Origin of the sequence: Pseudomonas sp. D4-21 (assembly GCF_051132125.1) — a bacterium.
Taxonomy (GTDB): Bacteria; Pseudomonadota; Gammaproteobacteria; order Pseudomonadales; family Pseudomonadaceae; genus Aquipseudomonas.
In genome coordinates this window covers 5,055,828-5,070,231 of sequence record NZ_CP071664.1, presented here as the reverse complement: position 1 = coordinate 5,070,231, position 14,404 = coordinate 5,055,828, and the positions used below count along the sequence as shown (strand labels likewise).

The following is a 14,404-nucleotide window of genomic DNA, read 5'->3' as shown; positions in this document are numbered from 1 at the left end:
GGGAGTCAGTCTAGGCCAAGTGTCGGGTAGTAAACCAGACCGGCGTACTTCCCGATAACGGCCTCGCATGTCAAATGACGTTGTCTTTTGGCGCGACCTGTTCACTGAGCTTGTCGGCCAGGCGCACGAAGGCCGCCAGGTCCAGTTGCTCGGGGCGCAAGCTGCCGTCAACACCCGCGGCTTCGATTTCAGCGCTGCTGAGCAGCAGTTTCAACGTGTTGCGCAGGGTTTTGCGACGCTGGTTGAAAGCTTCGCGCACTACGCGCTCCAGCAGGCGGTGATCCTTGGCCGGGTGAGGAAGGACCGCATGAGGTACAAGGCGGACGATCGCGGAGTCGACTTTAGGGGGCGGGTTGAATGCTCCCGGGCCCACGTTGAACAAATGGTCGACCCGGCAATGGTACTGGACCATGATCGATAGTCGGCCCCAATCACCACCGCCAGGACCGGCGGCGAGGCGCTCGACCACTTCTTTCTGCAGCATGAAATGCATGTCGCGGATCAGTGCGGCATTGCTCAGCAGATGGAAAATCAGCGGCGTGGAAATGTTATAGGGCAGGTTGCCAACCACCCGAAGGCTGCCCGGCGCGGCGTCCAGGCTGTTGAAGTCAAACTTCAGTGCGTCGCCCTGGTGCAGGTTGAAATTGCTCTTGCCGGCAAATTGCTGGTTGAGAATCGGCACCAGATCCTTGTCCAGTTCCACCACGTCCAGTTGCGCGCCGCTACCGAGCAGGCCTTGGGTCAGTGCACCCTGGCCTGGACCGATCTCCAGCAGGCGATCATCGGGCTTGGCATTGATGGAACGCAGTATGCGGTCGATCACGCCAGCGTCATGCAAAAAATTCTGGCCGAAGCGCTTGCGCGCGCGGTGTTGGTATTGCTCGGTCATAAGTGGGTCTCGGCCATCTGGTAAGCGGTTTCCAAGGCGACTTGCAGGCTGCCGGTGTCGATCCTGCCGCTGCCGGCCAGGTCCAGGGCGGTGCCGTGGTCCACGGAGGTGCGGATGATCGGCAAGCCCAGCGTCACATTGACCGCCGCGCCGAAGCCTTTGTACTTCAGCACGGGCAAGCCCTGGTCGTGGTACATCGCCAGCACCGCATCGCAGTGCTCCAGATATTTGGGGGTAAACAGAGTGTCGGCAGGCAGCGGGCCACGCAGGTCCATGCCCTCGCTACGCAGGCGTTCCAATGTAGGTTCGATGATGTCGATTTCTTCACGGCCCAGGTGTCCGCCTTCGCCGGCATGGGGATTGAGCCCACACACCAGGATTCGTGGCCGGACGATGCCGAATTTTTCCTGAAGGTCGGCGTGCAGTATGCGCGTGACCCGTTCCAGGCGTTGCGGTGTGATCGCGTCGGCGATATCTCGCAAGGGCAGATGAGTGGTGACCAAGGCTACGCGAAGGCCGCGCGTGGCGAGCATCATCACGACTTGCGAGGTTCGGGTCAGGTCTGCCAGGAATTCCGTGTGTCCGGAAAACTGAATACCGGATTCATTGATGACACCCTTGTGTACCGGGGCGGTGATCATCCCGGCGAAAGCCCCATCCAGGCAGCCTTGGCCGGCGCGGGTCAGGGTTTCCAGAACAAACGCCGCGTTTGCCGTATCCAATTGACCGGTGACGACCGGTGCGCCTAGGGGCGTATCCCAGACATACAGGCTGCCCGCAGGTGCCGGGGCATCGGGCCAGGCGTCTGGCGTAACCAAGCGCAGATCGACGGCCAGCCCCAGTTGCGCGGCCCGCTCGAGGAGCAGGTCGCGGCTGGTGATGGCAATCAGGGGGTGAGGCTGGGCTTGCGAGGCGAGCAGCAGGCACAGGTCGGGACCAATGCCGGCAGGCTCGCCGGGGGTCAGCGCGAAACGCTTGGGTTTCACTGCGCGGCCTGGTCTGCACCAGGGAGTTTGATCTCGACGTAGGCTTCGTCGCGAATCTGGCGAAGCCAGGTTTGCAACTCTTCGTCGTATTTGCGGTTACGCAATACCGTCATCGCCTGTTGCTCGCGCGCCTGGGTGGTGCTGTCCGTTGCGCGACGGCCAAGGACTTCCAGGACGTGCCAGCCGTAAGGGCTCTTGAACGGCTTGGACAGTTGGCCCTGGGGTGTTTCGGCCATGACCTGGCGGAACTCGGGGACCAGCGCATTCGGGTCGACCCAGTTCAGGTCGCCACCGTTAAGGGCGGAACCCGGGTCTTCCGAGAAGCTTTTGGCCAGCTCGGCGAAGTCTTCGCCGGCGGTGATCCGCTCGTAGAGCTTCTCGGCCAGGCGCTTGGTCTCGGCTTCGCTACGGATCTCGCTCGGCTTGATCAGGATATGGCGGACATGTACTTCGTCGCGCACCTGGGTGCCGCCGCCGCGTTTTTCCAGCAGCTTGAGGATGATGAAACCACCTGGAGTGCGGGCCGGCTGGGTGATGTCGCCCACGGCCATGGCGCTGAGCTCGCGATCAAACGGAGGCGGCAATTGAGCGGCTTTACGCCAGCCCATGTCACCACCTTCCAGGGCGTTCTCACTGCCCGAACGCGCCACGGCCATCTGGCCGAAGTCAGCACCTTGCTTGAGCTGCTGGTAAACATCCATCGCCTGGCGATAGGCACTCTGAATCGCTTCGGAGTTGGCGCTCTCGGGGGTTGGGATCAGGATGTTCGCCAAGTGCAGTTCTTCAGACAGCTGCATCTTGCCCAAGTCGGAAGCGAGGAAGTTCTTCACTTCCTGCTCGGACACCTGGATGCGCTCGGCCACGCGTCGCTGACGTACGCGGCTGATGACCATCTCACGGCGGATCTGGTCGCGGGCGTCATCAAAGGACAGGCCGTCGCGAGCCAGGGCGGCGCGGAACTGATCGATGGACATGTTGTTGCGCTGGGCAATGGTGCCGACGGCCTGGTTCAGTTCCTCATCGGTGATGCGGATACCGGAACGTTCGCCAATCTGCAGCTGCAGGTTTTCGACGATCAGGCGCTCGAGCACCTGTTGATCCAGCACGCCCGGTGGTGGCAAGCCGCCGCCACGCTTGGCGATGGTTTGCTGCACTTCATGGACACGCTGGTCCAGTTGGCTCTGCATGACCACGTCGTTGTCGACGATGGCCACGACCTTGTCGATGGACTGTACCGCGGCGTTCGCTGCGGTACCCAGGAACAGCGCGCCCAGCATCAGCGGGCGCAGACAATCAGAAAGCTTGGTCTTCACGTTCACGATAACCTTGAATGCCTTTGTCGAGGAAACTCTCTACTTTGGCGCCGGTAAGGCCGCCGAGTCCCTTCAGAACAATTTGGAGGAAGACGCCGTGGTCGCCTTTTTCGTTTTGCGGGGCGGCTTGACTGAATTCTTCATAGTCGACCCAGTAACGGTTGATCAGGCGCAGTTTCCAGCAGCAGCTGTCGTATTCGAAACCACCGAAGGCTTCCAGGGTACGGTTGCGGTTGTAGTCATATTGCCAGCGGCTGATGGCGTTCCACTGCGGCACGATCGGCCAGATGATCGAGAAATCGTGCTGCTTGATCTTGTAGTAGTCCTTCACGTAGTTCGGATCGCCCGGACGGCCATAGTCGCCACCGCCCACTTGCCATTGGCCGGTGGATTCGTCATAGCGGACCTGGTCGTTGCGATAGCGATAACCGGCGTTGATGACCTTGTTCGGGTTGTCTTCAGGCTGGTAGTGGAACATCGCGCTGCCCGAACGGGGGCTGCTGGTGTCCGGGTCCCAGTTGTAGGTCGCCGTGGTGCGCCAATCGCGGTTCCAGCGATATTCGTATTCCAAGGCATACGGGGAAACGTCGGACTTGGCGTCTTCACGTGTCTTGAAGTCGATGCCTGGCAGTTGGACTTCACGATCCTTGAAGTACAGGGCCTGGCCGACGCTGATGCGCTGACGCTCGAACCCGTTTTCTTCGATCCAGCGACTGGTCACGCCAAGGGACAATTTGTTTTCGTCGCCGACACGGTCGGAGCCGGTGAAACGGTTATCTCGGAACAGCGAGGAGTAGCTGAAGGTCGATTCGCTGGTGTCGAACACGGGGATATCGCTCTGGTCCTTCTCCGGTACATAGAGATAGAACAGGCGAGGCTCCAGGGTCTGGCGATAGTTGGTGCCGAACCATTGGGTGTCGCGGTCGAAATACAGGCCGCTGTCGATGCTGGCGATTGGAACGCCACGGCTCTGGCTGCTGCTGTAGGTGCCGCGCAGGCGATCGGCCTCGGCGTTCTGCGCAGCGACCTGAGATCTGCCCCTGCTATCCAGGTCCAGGTCATATTGAGTGTACTGGTACTTGAGCGACGGCTTGATGTAGCCATAGCTTGCGGTCATCGGCAGGCTCATGACGGGTGCCAGGTTCAGCCGGTCGCCGTTAGCCCTGGCCAAGCCGCGGATGTTGTTATCCAGGAACGGCTCGGTGTTGCCGTCTTCATCGGTGTAGTCACCGGTGCGCAAATCACGATCAAACCGCACCAGTTCGGTCTTGTACGCGAAATCCAGTCCATACGGATGTTCGGGCAGCGAGCCATTGAAGGTGATCTGAGGCAGGCGGTTATATGGCGTGATCTTCGAAATCGTCGCCATCTGGTAAGCCTGGGCATTGAGCCGAGCGGTGTAGTTGTCGCCGCGATAGCTGACAGCGCCTTGCTGGTTCACGTAGTCCCGCGACTCGACGCCGATCTGATCGGTCTGCAGATCCTGGAAATAATACGGATCGCTGATCTTGGTGTAGTCGACTTCTGTCAGCACGCGCGAGTCGAGGCCGCCCTTGTGCTGCCAGTTGTACATGTAGCGGGTCTTGTCGTAGTCGCTCTGCCCGCTGCGCTCATCGTCTTCGTCGTTGAGGTACGCGGCGCCGAACTGGCCTTCGCTGGACTTGGTCAGGTAACGGAACTCGCCTTCCATCAGCAGGCCGCGCTTGCTCATGTAGCGTGGGTACAACGTGGCGTCGTAGTTCGGCGCCAGGTTGAAGTAGTACGGGGTGACCAGCAGGAAGCCGGTATCGCTGCCGCTGCCGATGGTCGGCGGCAGGAAGCCGGACTGACGACGGTCGTCGATCGGGAAATAGATATAAGGCGTGTACAGGACGGGGAAGTCCTTGACCCGCAGCGTGACGTTGGTCGCGGTGCCGAAGCCCGTGGCCGGGTTCAAGGTGATGTTGTTGCCCTTGAGTGTCCACGCGTTGCTGCCCGGTTCGCACGTGGTGTACGTACCGTCCTTGAGGCGGATGATCGCGTTTTCGGCGCGGCGGGCGTACAGCGCGTTACCGCGGATGCGCGACTTGTGCATCACGTATTCGGCGTTGTCGACCTTGGCTTCACCGGTGTCCAGCTGCACATCGGCGTGGTCGCCGACAATCAGCGCGCCGTTGTCGCGGACCCGCACGTTGCCGTTCAGCTCGCCACGGTTCTCGGCCTGGTACAGGCTGGCCTCGTCGGCTTCGACCTGCATGCTGCCCTGGCGCATGACCACGTCGCCGGCCAGGGTCGCCACCTGTTGCTCCTGCTCGTAGCGCGAAGCCTTGGCGCCCAGGAAGGTCGGCGCGTCGCTCTTGGCGGTCTTGTCGTTCATGCCCGGACGCGTCGGCTCGATGTACGCGCCAGCGCAGTAAGGACCGGTTTCAGCCAGTTGAGCGGGCGTGAGGTTCTCGCGCGGAACCCAGTCCAAGTGACTGTAGTCTTCACTGCGCGTCTTCAAGCCGCGGCCCTTGGCTTCGGTGACGAGCATCGGCTTGTCGCCGGCCACCTCGCCCGAATCGCTGTCGGCCGGTGCGCTGCCGCTGTCGGCAACCGCGCTGCCTTCATGCACGGGGCGTGGCGGCAATGCAGCGGCCGGCGTCTTGGGTGAACAGTCCCAGGCACCCGAAGCGGAGACGGAACAGTCATACTGTTGCGCCGCAACGACGAATGAAGAGGCCAGGGGTTGCAGGGCCAGCAGACTGCCGGTAACCAGCAACGGAAATTTTTTACGAAACGCGGGGGATTTCAATGCCATCTTATTAGTCCGGGCTTCCTGCGTGCCATCTGCCCGCGGTGTGGGCCGCACGCCTCTCGATGGTCTGAAAAAGATGCTGGATAATAAAGCATGACCCGCTTGACGGCTAGCGCCGTCGGAGACCCTTGCAATGCCTGACCAAGATGTACGCTTGCAACACCTGAAAGTTTGGCTCGATGAGCAGTTACCGATCCTTTTCAATCAACAGGGGTGGGGGGGCGTACCCCCGGCCACGTTGACCGCGGCCAGCAGCGACGCGAGTTTCCGGCGATATTTCCGCTGGGAAGGCGCGGGCCGCAGCCTGATCGTGATGGATGCACCGCCGCCCCAGGAAAACTGCAAACCCTTCGTGGATATCGCGTTTTTGCTGGCGAAATCCGGCATCAACGTGCCAAAAATTTATGCCGAAGACCTCGATCGCGGTTTTCTTTTGCTCAATGATCTGGGTAACCAGACCTACCTGGATGTAATCAACGGCGAAAATGCCGACGATTTATTCCGCGATGCCTTGCAGGCATTGTTGGCTTTTCAGCAATTGCCTATGGTGGCTCCGCTGCCCAGTTATGACGTTGCTTTGCTGCGTCGCGAGTTGGAGCTGTTCCCGGAGTGGTACGTCAAGCGCGAGTTGGGTATCGAACTCGATGCGACACAGCAGCAACTTTGGCAGCAGGCTTGCGAACTGTTGATCAACAGCGCCCTGGCCCAGCCGAAAGTGCTGGTGCACCGCGACTACATGCCGCGCAATCTCATGCTCAGCGATCCCAATCCAGGTGTGCTCGATTTCCAGGACGCGGTCTACGGGCCGGTGACCTACGATGTGACCTGCCTTTTCAAGGATGCTTTCCTCAGTTGGCCCGAGGCGCGAGTGCGCGGTTGGCTGGAGGATTATTGGCAGCAGGCCGGTGCCCTTGGCATTGCTGTGCAGCCGGACTTCGAAGATTTCCTGCGGGCCAGCGACTTGATGGGCGTGCAGCGCCATCTCAAGGTGATCGGCATCTTCGCGCGCATTTGCCACCGCGACGGCAAGCCGCGCTACCTGAAGGACGTACCGCGCTTCTTCGACTATATAGAAGCGGTCATCGACCGCCGTCCTGAGCTGGCGCCGCTGGATGAGTTGCTCCGCAGCCTGCGCCAATCGGCCGGGGCAAATGCATGAAGGCGATGATCCTCGCGGCGGGCAAGGGGGAGCGCATGCGCCCGCTGACGCTTACCACGCCTAAGCCTTTGATCCGTGTCGCCGAAATTCCCTTGATCGAATATCACCTGCGGGCGCTGGTCGCCGCCGGGTTTGGCGAGATCGTCATCAATCACGCCTGGCTCGGGCAGCAGATCGAAGACCACCTGGGGGACGGCTCACGGTTCGGCGTGCGCATCGTCTATTCCCCGGAAGGCGAGCCGCTGGAAACCGGCGGGGGGATTTTCCGGGCGCTGCCGTTGCTGGGCGATGAAGCGTTTCTCGTGGTCAATGGCGACATATGGACTGATTTCGATTTCAGCACCTTGCCTCGTTCGCTCGACGCGTCGGCTCATCTGGTGCTGGTGGACAATCCTGAACATCACCCAGATGGCGATTTCGTCCTCACCGACGGAAAGGTTCATGAAGGCGCGTCCACGGCCGACAAACTGACCTACAGCGGTATCGCCGTCCTGCATCCGCGATTATTCGACGGTTGCGCGGCTGGCGCGTTCAAGCTCGCACCGTTGCTGCGCAAGGCCATGGACCATGGGCAGGTCAGCGGCGAGCGGCTGCAAGGTCATTGGGTAGATGTCGGAACCCTTGAACGTTTGGCGCAGATTGAAAAATTGATAGAAGCGAGCCGTTGATATGTGGTGGCCAGGGACTCTGATCGGAGCGGGAGCAGGCTTTGCCATAGCCAGCATCCCGGGGGCCATGCTTGGCGCATTGCTGGGACAGGCGCTGGACAGGCGCCTGAACGTCCACAGCTGGGCGCAAGTGCGTGAACGGCTGGGCGGGCGCCCGGCGTTGCGCAACGATGAATTATTGTTCGTGTTGCTCGGACGCCTGGCGAAAAGCGATGGGCGGGTTGTGGACGGTCACATTCAGCAGGCTCGCCTGGAAATGCGCGCCCTCGACCTGAGCGAACCGGCGCAGCGTCGTGCCATTGCGGCATTCAACCGAGGCAAGTCCGAGCATGATCGCTTGCGCGGTTATCTGCGTCGCCTCGCCACTCAGCCCCACGCGGCCGAAGGCGTGCTACGCGCCTGCTGGAGGATGGTCTGGGCTGACGGTCGCGCTGGCGCCAGCGAGCGCGAGTTGCTTGTCCAGTGGGGCAAATGGCTGGGTTGGACGCCGCAGCAGGTCCAGGCGTTGGCGATGGATTACGAACCGCAGAAACTGTCGCAACCCTCAAGCGGCGTGACTTATCAGGAGGCATTGCGATTGCTGGGTGTTTCGGCCACCAGCGAGCCGTCGCAAATAAAGCGGGCTTATCGCCGCTTGCTCAGCCGGCATCACCCGGACAAGATCGCCGGCAGCGGCGCCACGCCTTTACAGGTGCGTGAAGCGACCGACAGGACCCGAGAGCTGCACAATGCCTATCGTTTGATTCGCGAGCGGAGGGATTTCCGCTAATACGGGGTGCCTGTGGCGAGGGAGCTCGCTCCCGCTGGTTCACGAAGCGGCGCCTCAACCTGGCGCCGAATTTCTTACGGAGTCTCAGTTGGCTGACGACTGCTGCGCAGCCGAGCGGGAGCAAGCTCCCTTGCCACAGATAGCTAGCGTGTCGCTTACCGCTGGGAAGGTCTCACTCCCCAGGGTTTTGCGGATTCAACCAACCCCGGACCCGACGGAACAATTGCTCTTGCTCCGCCGAACGGTTCGGCACGGCTTTGAGGGCAACCTGGCTGAAGGTCGATCCTTTCAGGCGTTTGCTCGCTTGCAAGCGCTCCAGTGCCGCGTTGCGGTCCAGTGGCTTGTCCATATAGAAGATATCGGCGGTCGCCAGCTTCAGGGTGGGTGTCAGCTCTGCCAGGCCAGGCTTGGCGGTTACCGGAGTCTGGGCCGCGACCATCACGAAGCGTTCGATCTGCGAGGGTTGCTTTTCGCTAAGGTAGCGCGCTGCCCAATAGGCGCCCGTGCCATGGCCTAGCAGCACAATGCTGCGGGCGCTCTGCTGTTCGGCGTAGGCCAGCGCCGCATCGATGCGGGCGAAAATGCGCTCGGCATCGGCGTTGGCGTGTTCTTCACCGGTTTCGGCGATGGCGGCATCCGCTGCCTCGGCTTCGCCCCCCGTCACTTGCTCGATCGGTGCGGCGGTGGTGGCGTCCGGTGCCGCGGCCGCGACGTCGGCGGGTTTGGTCTCGGGTGGCGTTTCCACGGTGCGCGGAGCGATGACGTCGCCTTGCAGGTCCGGCAGGGTGATACTCAGGCTGCTCCATTGGGCATCAGGCAGTTTCTTGCGCAGGGGGCCGACTGCTTGAGGCCAGTCAGCGGTTTCACCGGCGCCAGGGATGATGATGACGGCGCCCTTGGGCTCGCTGGTATTGGCTGGCTTCCACAGCGCGAGGAAGGCGTCGCTACCGGTTTGTAGCTGTTGCTGCTCTTGAGCGGGGACCTTTCTTACGAGCGCCGCCGCCTCTTCCTGGCTACGCTCGAGCAAGGGTTGGCGTTCGACCGGCTTTTCTCCAGCGGATGGTTCCACTGCGGCGGGTGCCGTTTCGCCAGCCTGCACAGAAAATGCACTCGGCAGGATCAGCGACAGGCACAATGCTGGCAACGCCAGGCGATAAACAGAGGGCATCGGATATTCCATGACCAGAAGTATTTCCGGCAGCCTAATGGGTTGGTCAGTATTTGTCAGTGCATGAGACTTCGATGATGCGTTATTGCTGCCTGTGGGTTATCGGCTGTTTATGGCTTCCCTTGATGGCTTGGGCTGCGCCTGCGCCGCAGGTTCATGGCGTGCAACTGAGTGCGGAACAGCGTCAATGGCTGACGCAACATCAACAGCTGCGGGTCGGCGTGGTATTGCAGGCCCCCTATGCACAATACGATCGGCGTTTACAGCGGTTGTCCGGTACCCATGTCGAGTTGATGCAATGGCTGGGCAAGACGTTGAACGTCGAGTTGACCTGGCGCAATTTCCAAGACGTCGCGCAGCTGGAAGCAGCGGTACGTGACGGCGAAATCGATGTCGCGCCCGGCCTGACCCAAACCCCGGTCGGGCTCAGGCTCTGGCAGTTTTCCGACCCTTACATGCGAGTGCCGCAATTGATCGTCGGCGCGCAGAAAAGCGCCGAGGGCGTGGAGCTGGAGAAGCTCGACGGCCAGGTCCGCGTTGCGGTGCGCATGCCCAGCGCCACGGCGGATTATCTGCGCAGCAATTACCCAGCGTTGAACCTGCAAGGGGTGCCGATGGAGCGCGAGGCGCTGCAATTGTTGCTGACCCAGCAGGCCCGGTTCGCGGTGGTCGATGAGGCGCAGCTGGGACGGTTGATGGTCGAGCCCGAGTTCTCGGAACTGGCGGTGGTGGGCGATATTGGGTCGCCACAGTTGCTACGGGTCGCCACGCGCCGGGACTGGCCCCAGTTGGCCGAAATTATCGACAAGGGGCTGCAAGCCATCCCGGCCAAGGAACTTGAGCAACTGCACAGTCGTTGGCTCAAGCCGAAATACCCGCGCCTGACCGAAACTCCGGGTTTCTGGCAGAACCTGACCTTGCTGTTGCTGGCATTGCTGCTCGCCAGCGTGGCCACCGTGTCTTGGCAACGCCGCCAGCAACGTGGACTGGAGCGCCGGTTGCGTGCCGCGCGAGAGGACATCGCCCAACGCACCGCCAGCGAAGCAGCCTTGCGGCTGACGCAGTTTTCCATCGATCAAAGTACGGTCGGCATCCTCTGGGTCAACTGGGACAGCCATGTGCGCTACGCCAACCGCGCCGCCGAAACCATGCTGGGCTACGGCCCGGGCGGGATCATCGACCGCCCGCTGATCGATTTCGAGCCGGGCTTGCACATGGACCGTTGGTTGAATTTGTGGAAGCGCGCCCGAGCCAGTGAAGACGGGCCGCAGAGTTTCGAGACCGAATGTGTGCGCGCCGATGGTAGCATCCTGCCGGCCGACGTTTCCCTGAGCTTCCTGCGTTTTCGCGATGCCGAATACCTGGTCGTCTACCTAAACGACGTGACGGAGCGCCGACGCGCATTGGCGGCTTTGCGTGAAAGCGAGGCGCGCCTGCAAGGCATCGCGGCGAACGTGCCGGGGTTGGTCTTTCGACTGGAGCGGGCTCCGGTGACTGGACAAATCGACTTTGCCTACATCAGCGAAGGCAGCGAAAGCCTGGTGGGCTACTCCCCGGCGACTTTGGCCCGCAGTGATACCGGTCTGCGCAGCCTGGTCCATCCGGACGACAAGGCCGATTACCACCGCACCCAGGACCAGGCGCTGGACAGTGACAGCGACTGGTCATGGCAAGGCCGCATCCTGACGCGCGAAGGGCAGCAACGCTGGGCCGAGATCAAGGCAATCACACGTCGTCTCGAGGATGGCGCCTACGTCTGGGACGGTATCGTCTGGGACATCACTGAAAGCAAGCGCATCGAACTGGAGCTGGCCAGCTCGCGTGAACAGTTGCGTGAGTTGTCGGCGCACCTGGAAAGCGTAAGAGAGGAAGAAAAAGCACGTATTGCCCGGGAGGTCCACGACGAGCTGGGCCAGATGCTGACGGTGCTGAAGCTGGAGACTTCCATGTGCGAATTGGCCTACGCGCAGCTGGATCCTGGCCTGCAGGAGCGGCTCAACAGCATGAAGCGCTTGATCGCCCAGCTGTTTCAACTGGTGCGAGACGTGGCCACAGCGTTGCGCCCACCTATCCTGGATGCCGGTATCGCTTCGGCCATTGAATGGCAGGCACGGCGCTTCGAGGCGCGTACCCATATCCCGTGCCTGGTGCAGGTGCCTGACAACTTGCCACCGTTGAGCGACGCGAAGGCCATCGGTCTGTTCCGGATTCTCCAGGAAGCGCTGACCAATGTGATGCGCCACGCCCAGGCGCATACTGTGGAACTGACGCTGACCCAGGAAGGCGGCCATCTATGCCTGACGGTCAGCGATGACGGTGTAGGATTCATTGCCGACGCCAGTAGGCCAACGTCCTTTGGTTTGGTTGGCATGCGTGAGCGTGTGTTGATCATGGGCGGACAGTTGACTCTGGACAGCGAGCCGGGGGAGGGGACGACCTTGTCGGTGCGCGTGCCGTTGGGTGAGGCATGACGGGAGTGGTTATCCGGGGTGACCGCATCGCGAGCAAGCTCGCTCCCACATGGATTAATGTTACGCGAGCTTGCTCGCGATGAGATTCTGAATCTGGAGAACAATGTGATCCGTGTACTGGTAGCCGAAGACCACACCATCGTCCGCGAAGGGATCAAGCAGTTGATCGGCCTGGCCAAGGATCTGGTGGTGGCGGGGGAGGCGAGCAATGGCGAACAACTGCTCGAGACCCTGCGGCACGTGCCCTGCGAAGTCGTGCTGCTGGATATTTCCATGCCGGGCGTCAACGGCCTGGAGGCGATCCCACGGATCCGGGCGTTGAACAACCCGCCGGCCATCCTGGTGTTGTCCATGCATGACGAAGCGCAAATGGCGGCTCGCGCCCTTAAGGTCGGCGCCGCCGGCTACGCCACCAAGGACAGCGACCCGGCATTGCTGCTCATGGCGATTCGAAAAGTCGCTGCCGGCGGACGCTACATCGACCCGGACCTGGCCGACCGCATGGTCTTCGAAGTGGGCCTGACCGACACCCGACCGCTGCATTCCCTATTGTCGGAGCGCGAGTTCTCAGTCTTCGAACGCCTCGCCCAAGGCGCCAATGTCAACGACATTGCCCAGCAACTGGCCCTGAGCAGCAAGACCATCAGTACCCACAAGGCGCGGCTGATGCAGAAACTCAACATCACCTCGCTGGCGGAACTGGTGAAATACGCGATGGAGCACAAGTTGCTCTGAATCCCACCATCGTCCCCTTGTGGGAGCGAGCTTGCTCGCGATAGCGTCGGACCATACAGCGCATAGGTAGCTGACAGACCGCCATCGCGAGCAAGCTCGCCCCCACAGGGTTTGTGTTGGCATATCCATTTGCGACACGCCCCAGCACAGCGTTTGCCCCGGTTTGCAGCTCGCTGCTTGAAACTTGCCATTGCACTTATCCAATCCCGCCACCCGTGTAGGGAAATCCCTACCCCGACTCTTCCATCCGGCTGAGGCGATTCTCTCCTGCGGCCCGATTTGCGCGGGTCCCGGGCTCCACTAGGCTTGGACTCACAAGCAGTCATCAATACAAAAGGTGCGGGTATGAGCCAGGTCGATTCAAGCGCGGGGGCCAGTGATGTGCTGGTCAGCTTTCGTGGTGTGCAAAAGAGCTACGACGGCGAGAACCTGATCGTCAAAGACCTCAACCTGGACATTCGCAAAGGCGAATTCCTGACCCTCCTCGGACCTTCCGGCTCCGGCAAGACCACCAGCCTGATGATGCTCGCCGGTTTCGAGACTCCGACCGCCGGTGAAATCCTGCTGGCTGGCCGTTCCATCAACAACGTGCCGCCTCATAAGCGCGACATCGGCATGGTGTTCCAGAACTACGCGTTGTTTCCCCACATGACCGTCGCCGAGAACCTGGCCTTCCCGTTGACCGTTCGCGGCTTGAACAAGAGCGACGTCGGTGATCGGGTCAAGCGAGTCTTGAGCATGGTCCAGCTGGAAACCTTCGCCCAGCGTTATCCGGCGCAATTGTCCGGTGGCCAGCAGCAGCGCGTGGCCCTGGCCCGGGCGCTGGTGTTCGAGCCGCAACTTGTCTTGATGGACGAACCCCTTGGTGCATTGGACAAACAGCTGCGCGAACACATGCAGATGGAAATCAAGCACCTGCACCAGCGCCTCGGCGTCACCGTGGTCTACGTGACGCACGACCAGGGCGAAGCCCTCACCATGTCCGACCGTGTGGCCGTGTTCCACCAGGGCGAGATCCAGCAGATCGCCCCGCCGCGCACACTGTACGAAGAACCGAAAAACACCTTCGTCGCCAACTTCATCGGCGAAAACAACCGCCTCAACGGCCGCCTGCACAGCCAGACCGGCGATCGCTGCCTGGTGGAGTTGGGGCGCGGTGAGAAAGTCGAGGCCCTGGCCGTCAATGTCGGCCAGCCTGGCGAGCCGGTCACGCTCTCGATCCGGCCGGAGCGGGTGAGCCTCAACGGCTCCAGCGAACAATGCGTCAACCGCTTTTCAGGGAGGGTGGCGGAATTCATCTACCTGGGCGACCACGTCCGGGTTCGCCTGGAGGTCTGCGGCAAGAACGACTTCTTCGTAAAACAGCCCATTGCCGAGCTCGATCCCGCGCTCGCCGTCGGGGACGTGGTTCCGCTTGGCTGGCAAGTCGAGCATGTGCGCGCGCTCGATCCCCTTTTAGAGGCGAACTGA

11 protein-coding genes are annotated in these 14,404 nt (G+C 61.5%); 6 read left to right on the top strand and 5 right to left on the bottom strand.

Translation table 11 applies throughout. The features are described from left to right. Positions 1-70: 70 nt before the first annotated feature. From rsmA to J3Q04_RS22940, 4 genes are read right to left on the bottom strand one after another with little or no spacing between them, the layout of a single operon-like run. Positions 71-889 (bottom strand): 16S rRNA (adenine(1518)-N(6)/adenine(1519)-N(6))-dimethyltransferase RsmA, encoded by an 819-nt coding sequence (gene rsmA / locus J3Q04_RS22955; RefSeq protein WP_434609206.1) that lies wholly within the window; start codon positions 887-889, stop codon positions 71-73. Continuing rightward, positions 886-1,875 (bottom strand): 4-hydroxythreonine-4-phosphate dehydrogenase PdxA, encoded by a 990-nt coding sequence (gene pdxA / locus J3Q04_RS22950; protein ID WP_434609208.1) that lies wholly within the window; start codon positions 1,873-1,875, stop codon positions 886-888. Before pdxA ends, rsmA begins: the two co-directional genes overlap by 4 nt. Next, positions 1,872-3,188 (bottom strand): peptidylprolyl isomerase SurA, encoded by a 1,317-nt coding sequence (gene surA / locus J3Q04_RS22945; protein WP_420764872.1) that lies wholly within the window; start codon positions 3,186-3,188, stop codon positions 1,872-1,874. Before surA ends, pdxA begins: the two co-directional genes overlap by 4 nt. Then, complete coding sequence (locus tag J3Q04_RS22940) at positions 3,169-5,967, bottom strand: LPS-assembly protein LptD (RefSeq protein WP_434609210.1); 2,799 nt, start codon at positions 5,965-5,967, stop codon at positions 3,169-3,171. Before J3Q04_RS22940 ends, surA begins: the two co-directional genes overlap by 20 nt. A gap of 130 nt (positions 5,968-6,097) precedes the next feature. On the opposite strand from J3Q04_RS22940, the gene J3Q04_RS22935 reads away from it, so the two are divergent. Genes J3Q04_RS22935 through J3Q04_RS22925 form a run of 3 tightly spaced genes read left to right on the top strand, consistent with a single transcriptional unit; the run spans position 6,098 to position 8,560 of the window. Beyond that, complete coding sequence (locus tag J3Q04_RS22935; RefSeq protein ID WP_420764870.1) at positions 6,098-7,123, top strand: aminoglycoside phosphotransferase family protein; 1,026 nt, start codon at positions 6,098-6,100, stop codon at positions 7,121-7,123. Next, on the top strand, positions 7,120-7,791 hold the full coding sequence (murU, locus tag J3Q04_RS22930) for an N-acetylmuramate alpha-1-phosphate uridylyltransferase MurU (RefSeq protein WP_434609212.1): 672 nt from the start codon (positions 7,120-7,122) through the stop codon (positions 7,789-7,791). Before J3Q04_RS22935 ends, murU begins: the two co-directional genes overlap by 4 nt. 1 nt (position 7,792) lies before the next feature. Then, entirely contained in the window at positions 7,793-8,560 is a 768-nt protein-coding gene (locus tag J3Q04_RS22925) for a TerB family tellurite resistance protein (protein WP_420764868.1), read from the top strand. Between the two features lie 172 nt (positions 8,561-8,732). On the opposite strand, the gene J3Q04_RS22920 is transcribed toward J3Q04_RS22925, so the two are convergent. Continuing rightward, positions 8,733-9,728, bottom strand: a complete 996-nt coding sequence (locus J3Q04_RS22920; protein ID WP_434609215.1) for an alpha/beta hydrolase family protein — start codon at positions 9,726-9,728, stop codon at positions 8,733-8,735. A 74-nt stretch (positions 9,729-9,802) separates the two neighbouring features. Between J3Q04_RS22920 and J3Q04_RS22915 the strand changes: the two genes are divergently transcribed. The 3 genes from J3Q04_RS22915 (at position 9,803) to J3Q04_RS22905 (ending at position 14,404) form a co-directional block, all read left to right on the top strand. Further along, positions 9,803-12,199, top strand: a complete 2,397-nt coding sequence (locus tag J3Q04_RS22915; RefSeq protein ID WP_434609218.1) for a PAS domain-containing sensor histidine kinase — start codon at positions 9,803-9,805, stop codon at positions 12,197-12,199. Between the two features lie 57 nt (positions 12,200-12,256). Beyond that, positions 12,257-12,934: a response regulator gene (locus J3Q04_RS22910; RefSeq protein WP_420764865.1), complete on the top strand. Its 678-nt coding sequence runs from the start codon at positions 12,257-12,259 to the stop codon at positions 12,932-12,934. 345 nt (positions 12,935-13,279) lie between these two features. Beyond that, complete coding sequence (locus J3Q04_RS22905; protein ID WP_420764864.1) at positions 13,280-14,404, top strand: ABC transporter ATP-binding protein; 1,125 nt, start codon at positions 13,280-13,282, stop codon at positions 14,402-14,404.

Excerpts from the sequence above, each read along its gene's own strand:
- J3Q04_RS22915 (WP_434609218.1), top strand. The coding sequence starts at position 9,803 with ATGATGCGTTATTGCTGCCTGTGGGTTATCGGCTGTTTATGGCTTCCC.
- J3Q04_RS22935 (WP_420764870.1), top strand. The coding sequence starts at position 6,098 with ATGCCTGACCAAGATGTACGCTTGCAACACCTGAAAGTTTGGCTCGAT.
- J3Q04_RS22925 (WP_420764868.1), top strand. The coding sequence starts at position 7,793 with ATGTGGTGGCCAGGGACTCTGATCGGAGCGGGAGCAGGCTTTGCCATA.
- J3Q04_RS22920 (WP_434609215.1), bottom strand. The coding sequence starts at position 9,728 with ATGCCCTCTGTTTATCGCCTGGCGTTGCCAGCATTGTGCCTGTCGCTG.
- J3Q04_RS22905 (WP_420764864.1), top strand. The coding sequence starts at position 13,280 with ATGAGCCAGGTCGATTCAAGCGCGGGGGCCAGTGATGTGCTGGTCAGC.
- murU (WP_434609212.1), top strand. The coding sequence starts at position 7,120 with ATGAAGGCGATGATCCTCGCGGCGGGCAAGGGGGAGCGCATGCGCCCG.
- J3Q04_RS22940 (WP_434609210.1), bottom strand. The coding sequence starts at position 5,967 with ATGGCATTGAAATCCCCCGCGTTTCGTAAAAAATTTCCGTTGCTGGTT.
- rsmA (WP_434609206.1), bottom strand. The coding sequence starts at position 889 with ATGACCGAGCAATACCAACACCGCGCGCGCAAGCGCTTCGGCCAGAAT.
- J3Q04_RS22910 (WP_420764865.1), top strand. The coding sequence starts at position 12,257 with ATGTTACGCGAGCTTGCTCGCGATGAGATTCTGAATCTGGAGAACAAT.